The sequence below is a fragment of the Streptomyces beihaiensis genome (genome assembly GCF_026274175.1).
Lineage (GTDB): Bacteria > Actinomycetota > Actinomycetes > Streptomycetales > Streptomycetaceae > Streptomyces > Streptomyces beihaiensis.
The window spans coordinates 1-9802 of record NZ_JAPHNL010000110.1 but is presented as its reverse complement, the minus strand read 5'-3'; the positions used below and the strand labels follow the sequence as shown (position 1 = coordinate 9802).

General features: G+C 71.8%; 6 protein-coding genes and 1 pseudogene. 1 reads left to right on the top strand and 6 read right to left on the bottom strand.

All coding sequences use genetic code 11. The annotated features are described in order from the left end of the window. From OFY01_RS12065 to lepA, 3 genes and pseudogenes are all read right to left on the bottom strand, one after another. A pseudogene (locus OFY01_RS12065) lies at positions 1 to 215 on the bottom strand (protein phosphatase); the annotation flags it as partial. A 237-nt stretch (positions 216 to 452) separates the two neighbouring features. After that, positions 453 to 2342 carry an AMP-dependent synthetase/ligase gene (locus OFY01_RS12060; protein WP_266599092.1) on the bottom strand — a complete coding sequence of 630 codons (1890 nt, stop codon included), beginning with the start codon at positions 2340 to 2342 and terminating at the stop codon, positions 453 to 455. Between the two features lie 278 nt (positions 2343 to 2620). Further along, positions 2621 to 4489 carry a translation elongation factor 4 gene (lepA, locus tag OFY01_RS12055; RefSeq protein WP_266599090.1) on the bottom strand — a complete coding sequence of 623 codons (1869 nt, stop codon included), beginning with the start codon at positions 4487 to 4489 and terminating at the stop codon, positions 2621 to 2623. 235 nt (positions 4490 to 4724) lie between these two features. On the opposite strand from lepA, the gene rpsT reads away from it, so the two are divergent. Beyond that, positions 4725 to 4991, top strand: coding sequence for a 30S ribosomal protein S20 (gene rpsT / locus OFY01_RS12050; RefSeq protein WP_266599089.1), 267 nt, complete (start codon positions 4725 to 4727; stop codon positions 4989 to 4991). A 560-nt stretch (positions 4992 to 5551) separates the two neighbouring features. Here the strand turns inward: rpsT and holA are convergent. The 3 genes from holA to OFY01_RS12035 form a co-directional block, all read right to left on the bottom strand. Beyond that, positions 5552 to 6538, bottom strand: coding sequence for a DNA polymerase III subunit delta (gene holA, locus OFY01_RS12045; protein WP_266599088.1), 987 nt, complete (start codon positions 6536 to 6538; stop codon positions 5552 to 5554). Between the two features lie 66 nt (positions 6539 to 6604). Then, positions 6605 to 6868, bottom strand: a complete 264-nt coding sequence (locus tag OFY01_RS12040) for a hypothetical protein (protein WP_266599087.1) — start codon at positions 6866 to 6868, stop codon at positions 6605 to 6607. A gap of 278 nt (positions 6869 to 7146) precedes the next feature. Further along, positions 7147 to 9795: a ComEC/Rec2 family competence protein gene (locus OFY01_RS12035; RefSeq protein WP_266599094.1), complete on the bottom strand. Its 2649-nt coding sequence runs from the start codon at positions 9793 to 9795 to the stop codon at positions 7147 to 7149. Positions 9796 to 9802: the final 7 nt, after the last annotated feature.

The following is a 9802-nucleotide window of genomic DNA, read 5'->3' as shown; positions in this document are numbered from 1 at the left end:
GCGTTGGTGACCAGCTCGCTCAGGACGAGCACGGCGTCGTCGGCGAGCCGGTCACCGACGACGACGTCGCCCGGGGGCCGCTGGGCCCAGTCGGCGAGCGCGTCACGCATGAAGCGGCGGGCGGCCGCGGGGGCGAGCGGATTCCCGGGCAGCGACACGCATGCCACGGCAGCGGCGCAGAAGGTGGTCTCCCGCTGACGAGGAATGGACCCCACGGTGCGGCTCCTGAGCGAATCGGCGTGGACGCCTCCGGCGACAAGGACAGAGTGACAGAAAGACCCTGTCCATACGCACGGAGTCACCAAACTGACCCGTGGGCTTCAGGATTCGTGGTAGCGCGGGCACGGCTCGTACGGCTTCGCGCAGCCCGCACGGCCCGCACGGCCGACTCGTACGGCTTCGCACGGCCCGCACGGCCGACTCGTACGGGAGACCCGGGGGGCGGGGAGGCGCTACCCCTCCCGCGTACCGGCGTACATCTCGTCGATGAGCTCCTTGTAGGCGCGCTCGACGACGGGCCGCTTGAGCTTGAGGCTGGGCGTCAGCTCACCGTGCTCCACGTCCAGGTCCCTGGGCAGCAGCTTGAACTTCTTGATGGTCTGCCACCGCTGAAGGCCCTCGTTGAGCTCCCGCACATACCCGTCGACGAGCTGGACGGTCGCGGGCGCCGCGACCACGTCGGCGTACGGCTTGCCGCCGAGGCCGTTCTCCTTGGCCCACTCCAGGATCGCGGGCTCGTCCAGGGAGATGAGCGCCGTGCAGAAGTTCCGGTCGGCGCCGTGCACGAGGATGTTGGAGACGTACGGGCACACGGCCTTGAACTGGCCCTCGACCTCGGCCGGGGCGATGTACTTGCCGCCGGACGTCTTGATGAGGTCCTTCTTTCGGTCGGTGATCCGCAGGTACCCGTCGGTGGACAGCTCACCGATGTCCCCGGTGTGGAACCACCCGTCGCTCTCCAGGACCTCGGCGGTCTTCTCCGGCAGCCCGTGGTATCCGGCCATGATGCCGGGGCCGCGCAGCAGGATCTCCCCGTCGTCGGCGATGCGGACCTCCGTGCCGGGCAGCGGCTTGCCGACGGTCCCGGTGCGGTACGCCTCGCCCGGGTTGACGAACGACGCGGCCGACGACTCGGTGAGGCCGTACCCCTCCAGGATGTGGACGCCCGCCCCGGCGAAGAAGTACCCGATCTCCGGTGCGAGCGCCGCCGACCCCGACACGCACGCGCGCAGCCGCCCGCCGAAAGCCTCCCGGAGCTTGCTGTAGACGAGCGCGTCGGCGACCTTGTGCTTCGAGGAGAGGGCGAACGGCGCAGAGGCGACACCGGTGCGCCGGAAGTTGTCCTGGGTGACCTTCGCGTACTCGCGCGCGACCCCGGCCGCCCACTGGAAGATCTTGTACTTGGCGTTGCCGCCGGCGCGGGCCTTCTGCGCGACGCCGTTGTAGACCTTCTCGAAGATGCGCGGCACGGCCGCCATGTAGGTCGGCTGCACGACGGGCAGGTTCTCGATGATCTTGTCCACGCGGCCGTCGACCGCGGTGACGTGCCCGACCTCGATCTGGCCGCTGGTGAGCACCTTGCCGAAGACGTGGGCGAGCGGCAGCCACAGGTATTGGACGTCGTCGGCGCCGACCAGGCCGGTCGCGGAGATCGCCTTGGCCATGTACGACCAGTTGTCGTGCGGGAGACGGACGCCCTTGGGGCGGCCGGTGGTACCGGAGGTGTAGATGAGGGTGGCGAGCTGGTCCTTGTCTATGGCGGCGACCCGCTCGGTGACGATGTCCGGGTTCTTCTCCAGGTACGCGGTGCCGCGCGCCTCCAGCTCGTCCAGGGTGAGCAGCCAGCCGTCGGGGTCGGCGGGGTCGGGCTCGACGCCGGTCGCGTCGATGACGACGACGTGGCCGAGCTCGGGCAGTTCGGCGCGCCGCTCGCGCGCCTTGGCGAGCTGTGCGGCGTCCTCGGCGACGAGGACCTTCGACTCGGAGTCGGAGAGGATGAACGCCGACTCCTCGGCGTTGGTCTGCGGGTAGATCGTGGTGGTCGCCGCGCCCGCGCACATGATGCCGAGGTCGGCGAGGATCCACTCGACCCGGGTCGAGGAGGCGAGCGCCACGCGCTCCTCCGGCGCCACACCGAGTTCGACCAGACCGGCGGCGATCGCGTACACGCGCTGCGCGGCCTGCGCCCAGCTCAGCGACTTCCACTCGTCGGGGCCCTCGCCGGAGGCCGCGGGCACCGGGTAGCGGTAGGCCTCGGCGTCCGGTGTGGACGCCACGCGCTCCACGAAGAGAGACGCCACGGAGGGCGGCCGGTTCTCGATCAGGGTCTGTGTGTCGCTCACGACGTCCTCCGGGGCCCGGGACTTGTTGAGGCTGGTTGAGGCTGGTTGAGGCGCGACTGTGTGAAACGCCGCTTGTTTAACTGGTGAGTAACCAACGAGCAGTGATCAGGGTAAGGCGCATGTGCCCGGCACGTAAGGGGCTCCGGCGGGTGACTTGGACCGCGGCGCCCCCGCCGCCCCGGCTCTCACAGAGCCCACACAAACGCGGTGGGCCCGGCACTCCCGAGGGTGCCGGGCCCACCGCGCTGGGTCACCGGAGGAGGCGAAGGGCGCCGGGGCTACTTCTTCGCCTTGGCGCTGCCCTCGTCGCTGGAGAGCACCGCGATGAAGGCTTCCTGCGGCACCTCGACGGAGCCGACCATCTTCATCCGCTTCTTGCCTTCCTTCTGCTTCTCCAGCAGCTTCCGCTTACGGGAGATGTCACCGCCGTAGCACTTGGCGAGGACGTCCTTGCGGATGGCGCGGATGGTCTCGCGGGCGATGACCCGGGAGCCGATCGCGGCCTGCACGGGCACCTCGAATGCCTGCCGCGGGATGAGCTCCTTGAGCTTGGCCACCAGGCGGACGCCGTAGGCGTATGCCTGGTCGCGGTGGGTGATGGCGGAGAAGGCGTCGACCTTGTCGCCGTGCAGCAGGATGTCGACCTTGACGAGGTGGGCGGTCTGCTCGCCGGTGGGCTCGTAGTCGAGGGACGCGTAGCCGCGGGTCTTGGACTTCAGCTGGTCGAAGAAGTCGAAGACGATCTCGGCGAGCGGCAGCGTGTAGCGGATCTCGACACGGTCCTCGGAGAGGTAGTCCATGCCGAGGAGCGTGCCGCGGCGGGCCTGGCACAGCTCCATGATCGAGCCGATGAACTCGCTGGGCGCGAGGATCGTGGCACGCACGACCGGCTCGTGGACCTCGTCGATCTTCCCCTCGGGGAACTCGCTGGGGTTGGTGACCGTGTGCTCGCTCCCGTCCTCCATGACGACGCGGTAGACCACGTTGGGCGCGGTGGCGATGAGGTCGAGCCCGAACTCGCGCTCAAGCCGCTCACGGATCACGTCGAGGTGGAGCAGGCCCAGGAAGCCGACACGGAAGCCGAAGCCGAGAGCGGCGGAGGTCTCCGGCTCGTAGACCAGCGCGGCGTCGTTGAGCTGAAGCTTGTCGAGGGCGTCGCGCAGCTCGGGGTAGTCCGAGCCGTCCAGCGGGTACAGGCCCGAGAACACCATCGGCTTCGGGTCCTTGTAGCCGCCGAGCGGCACCTCGGCGCCCTTGTTCAGGCTGGTGATCGTGTCACCGACCTTGGACTGGCGGACGTCCTTCACGCCGGTGATGAGATAGCCCACCTCGCCCACGCCGAGCCCGTCGGCGGGCAGCATCTCCGGCGAGTTCGTCCCGATCTCAAGGAGTTCGTGCGTGGCGCCGGTCGACATCATCCGGATCCGCTCACGCTTGTTGAGCTGGCCGTCGACGACACGTACATAGGTGACGACGCCCCGGTACGAGTCGTAGACCGAGTCGAAGATCATCGCGCGGGCGGGCGCGTCGGCGACGCCGACCGGGGCGGGGATCTGCTCCACGACCTTGTCGAGCAGCGCCTCGACACCCATGCCGGTCTTGGCGGAGACCTTCAGTACGTCGTCGGGGTCGCAGCCGACCAGGTTCGCGAGCTCCTCGCTGAACTTCTCCGGCTGGGCGGCCGGCAGGTCGATCTTGTTGAGTACGGGGATGATCTGGAGGTCGTTCTCCATCGCCAGGTAGAGGTTGGCGAGGGTCTGGGCCTCGATGCCCTGCGCGGCGTCGACCAGCAGGATCGTCCCCTCGCACGCGGCGAGCGAGCGCGAGACCTCGTACGTGAAGTCCACGTGGCCCGGGGTGTCGATCATGTTGAGGATGTGGCTCGTGCCCTGGTCCGGCCCCTGAGTGGGGGCCCAGGGCATGCGCACCGCCTGGGACTTGATCGTGATGCCGCGCTCGCGCTCGATGTCCATACGGTCGAGGTACTGAGCACGCATCTGTCGCTGCTCGACCACTCCCGTCAGCTGGAGCATGCGGTCGGCGAGCGTGGACTTGCCGTGGTCGATGTGCGCGATGATGCAGAAATTGCGGATCAGCGCCGGGGCGGTACGGCTCGGCTCGGGCACATTGTTCGGGATCGCGGGCACGCAGGGTCCTGTCTCTTGAGGCGCCTTATGCCTCGGGTCGGATCTACGGGTCGTAGCCTCCATCGTCCCACGGACGGCGGGCTGCGCTCGGTTTGGGCCGCTCTCCGTGGCCCTGGTACCGTGGGCAGCTGTGTCTCATGCCCTCTCAGCGCGAGGCACACCCAGTAGGAACAGTAAGAACATCACCGGCGCGGGTCCCTCGCGGGCTCGTGCCAGAACCTGAAAAGGCTCTTTCGTGGCGAACATCAAGTCCCAGATGAAGCGGATCAAGACCAACGAGAAGGCTCGTCAGCGCAACAAGGCTGTCAAGTCGACTCTGCGCACCGCGATCCGCAAGACCCGTGAGGCGACCGCTTCGGGTGACGTCGAGAAGGCCACCACGGCCCTGCGCGACGCCAGCCGTCTGCTGGACAAGGCCGTCTCCAAGGGCGTGATCCACAAGAACCAGGCCGCCAACAAGAAGTCGGCGCTTGCTTCCCAGGTCTCGTCCCTCAAGGGCTGACCTGCCTCAGCGAGGGCGGACGCCCTTGTCTTCCTTGATGTGACCGCCGGAAGGACCCAGAGCGGGCCCTCTCTCATCCGCTTCCGTCCGGCACCCCGAGCTCGTACGCGGCCTGCGTTCGCCACGCGGGTATGAGCTCACCGGCTTGATCCGAGGGCCCCGGCGCCTCGCCCTTCCCCAGGGCGGGCACCGGGGCCCTCGGCATCGCCGGCATCCGCGGAGCCGTCGGATGGCCGGCTCGTCGACGCGTCGGCTCGTCGGTCCGTTGGCGTCGGCTCGTTGTCCCGTTGGCGTCGGCTCGTCACCTCGTCAGCTCGTCGGAGCCAGGCAGGTCGTCGGAGCCAGGCCGGACATCAGGTCCGGTCCGTCAGGACGTCCGAGCCCTCACGACGTCCCGGACCTCAGGACCAGAAGTCGTCGCTCTCGTCGATGTTCTCGGTGCACTGGTCGATGTCGGTGACCTTCTCTCCCACGATCCGGAAGACAAGGCAGCCGCTCTCTTCGAGGTGCTTGCCGCCCCGGTCCGCGCGGCATCCGAGTGCCTGTGCGGCGGGCAGGCGCTAGCGTCCTCGTGAGCGGGCTGCTCTCGCGATGGTCACCACCGCCTTCTCCAGCGCGTACTCGGGATCGTCACCGCCGCCCTTGACCCCGGCGTCGGCCTCCGCAACCGCCCGCAGCGCCACCGCCACACCGTCCGGAGTCCAGCCGCGCATCTGCTGGCGCACCCGGTCGATCTTCCACGGCGGCATACCGAGCTCGCGGGCGAGGTCGGCGGGGCGGCCGCCGCGCGCGGAGGACAGCTTGCCGATGGCCCGCACGCCCTGGGCGAGCGCGCTGGTGATCAGTACGGGCGCGACCCCGGTCGACAACGACCAGCGCAGCGCCTCAAGGGCCTCCGCCGCCCGCCCCTCCACGGCCCGGTCGGCCACAGTGAAGCTGGATGCCTCGGCGCGGCCCGTGTAGTACCGGCCGACGACCGCCTCGTCGATCGTGCCGTCGATGTCCGCAGCGAGCTGCGCCACCGCGGAGGCCAACTCGCGCAGATCGCTCCCGATGGCGTCGACGAGCGCCTGGGACGCCTCGGGCGTGGCCGACCTGCCCGCCGCGCGGAACTCTCCCCGCACGAACGCCAGCCGGTCGGCGGGCTTGGTCATCTTCGGACAGGCGACTTCCCGGGCCCCGGCCTTGCGCGCGGCGTCGAGCAGCCCCTTGCCCTTGGCGCCACCGGCGTGCAGCAGCACGAGCGTGATCTCCTCGACGGTCGAGCCGAGGTACGCCTTCACGTCCTTGACCGTGTCCGCCGACAGATCCTGCGCGTTGCGCACGACGACGACCTTGCGCTCGGCGAACAGCGACGGGCTCGTCAGCTCGGCGAGCGTGCCCGGCTGGAGCTGGTCCGGGGTCAGGTCACGCACGTCCGTGTCCGCGTCGGCGGCGCGGGCTGCCGCCACCACCTGCTGGACCGCGCGGTCCAGCAGCAGCTCTTCCTGGCCCACCGCGACGGTGACGGGGGCGAGTGGATCGTCGTTTGCAGTCTTCCTGGCCATCGCCGTAAAGCATCCCACGCACCACTGACAACGCGGCTCGCCCGCGTCGGACCGCGCCCGCCGCCGCTACGGCTCCTCGCGCCACCCGTCCCACTCGGCCGCGAACGCGTCGAGCGCCCCGGCGTCGAGCCGCCCCGCCGCGTCCTCCACGACGAGCAGCCACTGCGCGTCCTCGGCGTCGTCCTCCCCGGCCAGCGCGTCCCGTACGAGCTGGGGCTCCTCGGCCAGGCCGAAGCGCTCGCCGAGTGCTTCGGCGGCCTCTTCGGCGGCGTCGCGGTCCGGCAGGACCAACAGGTGTCTCGCTTCGCTCACGGCACCATTTTCAGGCATGCCCGGACAAGCGGAGGCCGAGGGCCGCGGCCGGTGCGGACACCGGGCGGCAGGAGACGCCGGGCGGCAGGGATGGCAGGGGACGCCGGGCGGCAGGGGTGGCAGGGGAGGCCGGGCGGGGGGCTGCCCCCTCGGGCACGACCCGCTGCCCGGGGCGATCTTCACGCTGGTGCGGCCGGCCCGCCCCGGCACCGCCCCGCACCGTGCCTGCCACCCGCATCGCCGACAGGCCGACTCGGCCACCCCGATCAGGCATTCAGACGACTCGGCCACCCCGATCAGGCATTCATATGAGCCACCTCCAACTGCCCCCTGCCCCGCTCCCCCGGCCCGCCGGGGCTCACCACGGCCAGCTCCCCGTCCCGGTCCGTGCGCAGCACCTCGGTGCCCTCGGCACGCAGCGCGGCGATGGTGCGGGGTGCCGGGTGCCCGTACGGGTTGTCGACGCCGCAGGAGATCAGAGCGAGGCGAGGCGCCGCCCGGCGCAGCAGTTCCTCGTCCTGGTGAGCCGAGCCGTGATGGGCGACCTTGAGCACGTCCACCGAGGCGACCTGGGCGCCTTCGGCGCTGCTCAACAAGGCGCGCTGCGCGTCCGGTTCGAGGTCACCGGGCAGCAGCAGCCGCAGCCCGGCCACCCGTACGAGCAGTGTGACGCTGGCGTCGTTCGGGCCGCTGCCGCCGCTGCCGGCGTCGAGCCACCGAAACGGACGGGTCGGCGTGCCCGGTGGCGGCCACAGCACCCGCCAGTCGAGCGGTCCGACCTCGCGGCGCTCGCCCGCCGTCGCCCGGGTGACCGCAATCCCGTGCTCGGCCGCGAGCCTCCGCACGAAGGCGGCCTGTCCGGCGGGTTCCTGAAACCCCGTCGTCTCGATCGCCCCCACGGACCGTCCGTGCAGCACTCCGGGGAGCCCCGCCACGTGATCCGCGTGAAAGTGCGTGAGCACGACCAACGGGATCCGGGTGATGCCGAGCCCGCGCAGGCACCGGTCGACCAGGAGCGGGTCGGGTCCCGCGTCCACCACCACCCCGCTGCCCGCCCCGGCCGCAAGGACCAGCGCGTCCCCCTGCCCCACGTCACACATGACCATGCGCCACCCCGGCGGCGGCCACCCCGTGATCACCCGGGTGAGCGGCGGCGGCTGAAGGATCACCAACAGCAGCACCAGCGCGCAGGCCCCGCTCAGCCAGGGCGACTTGAGCAGCCGGCGCCCCACCGGCGCCAGCAGCACCGTGCCGAGCGCGAGCAGCGCTCCCCCGCGCCAGCCCCCCGGCCAGTCCACCTCGCCTCCCGGTAACGCGGCCCCGGCGCGGGCGATGTCCGCGATCCACCCGGCGGGCCAGCCCGCGCACCGGGCAAGCGACTCGGCCACCGGCATCGCGACGGGCGCCGCCGCGAGCGCCGCGAAGCCGAACACCGTGGCCGGTGCCACCGCGAACTCCGCGAGCAGGTTGCACGGCACCGCCACCAGGCTCACCCGGGCCGCCATGACGGCGATGACGGGCGCGCACACGGCCTGTGCGGCGGCCGCGGCGGCGACCGGCTCGGCAAGCCGCGCGGGTAACCCACGTCCGCGCAGCGCCGCCGCCCACCGGGGTGCCAGCGTCAGCAGCGCGCCCGTGGCGAGCACCGACAGCAGGAAGCCGTAACTCCGCGCCAGCCACGGGTCGTACACGACGAGCAGCAGTACCGCCGTGGCGAGCGCCGGGACCAGGGATCTGCGGCGTCCCGTGGCGACGGCGAGCAGGGCGATCAGTCCGCACGCCGCCGCTCGCAGCACGCTCGGCTCGGGCCGGCACACCACGACGAACCCCAGCGTGAGCAGCCCGCCGAGCACGGCCGTCGTTCGCAGCGGCAGGCCGATTCTGGGCGCCAGACCGCGCCGCTCCGCCAGGTGGGCCGTGCCCGCCGGGCCGATCAACAACGCCAGCAGCAAGGTGAAGTTGGCCCCGCTCACGGCTGTCAGGTGCAGCAGGTCCGTCGCCCGGAACGCCGCCTGTAGCTCGGGCGTGACCCGTGACGTGTCGCCCACGACGAGGCCGGGCAGCAACGCCCGCGCGTCCGGCGGCAGCCCGTCGGTGGCCTGCCGCAGCCCCGCTCGCAGCTCTCCCGCCCACCGTTGCGTCCGGCTCGGCGCGCCCACCACGTGGGGCCGCGCCCCGTGATCGACCCGCAGCACGGCAGCGATCCGTTCGTCGCCGCTGAGCGGCGGTGCGAGCGTGCCCCGCACCACCAGCCGCGTACTCGGCAGCAGAGCCAGCCACGGGCGCGCGGACGCGTCGGCACGGCCGGGGTCGGCCCTGCCTGGGGCGAGACGGCCCGGCGCGACACGGTCTGGCGCGACACGGTCTGGGGCGGCGCGGTCTGGGGCGGCGCGGCCAGGCACAGCACGCTCCGCGGCAGCAGCCAGGCCCGGCGCGGCACGGACCGACGCGGCACGGACCGGCGCAGCGCGCCCGAGCGCGGCACGGACTGGGGCAGCAAGGTCCGACGCGCCACGGCCAGGCACAGCACGCTCCACGGCAGCACGGCCCAGCCCAGCGCGCCCCAGCGCGACACGCTCCGGCGTGGTGTGGTCCAGCGTGGTGTGGTCGGCGTCGAAGGGGCGGGGTGGGGCGGGGGCGTTCTGCCGGCGGGACCGGTGGGAGGCGGCGGGTGGGTCGGCCAGGAGCAGGATCGGGGTTCTGGTGCGGGACACCGAACCGTCGGGGGCCGTCAGCCGCACCAGCTGCGCCTCCATGAGCGCGGAGGACGGTGCCGCGTGGTCGCCGTGGATGCGGGGCCGGGTGAGCCGGGGGTCGGAGGTGAGCTCCACCTCGGCGCTCACCCGCGCGTGCCGGTCGGCGAGGCCGGGCACGGGCCCGCGCCGTAGGTCGGCCCCGTGCAGTGCCGCGGAGGCCGCGGACGCGGCGACGCCGAGCAGGAGCAGCGCGGCG

Coding starts and splice junctions, on each gene's coding strand:
- OFY01_RS12040 (WP_266599087.1), bottom strand. CDS start 6,868: ATGCCTGAAAATGGTGCCGTGAGCGAAGCGAGACACCTGTTGGTCCTG.
- holA (WP_266599088.1), bottom strand. CDS start 6,538: ATGGCCAGGAAGACTGCAAACGACGATCCACTCGCCCCCGTCACCGTC.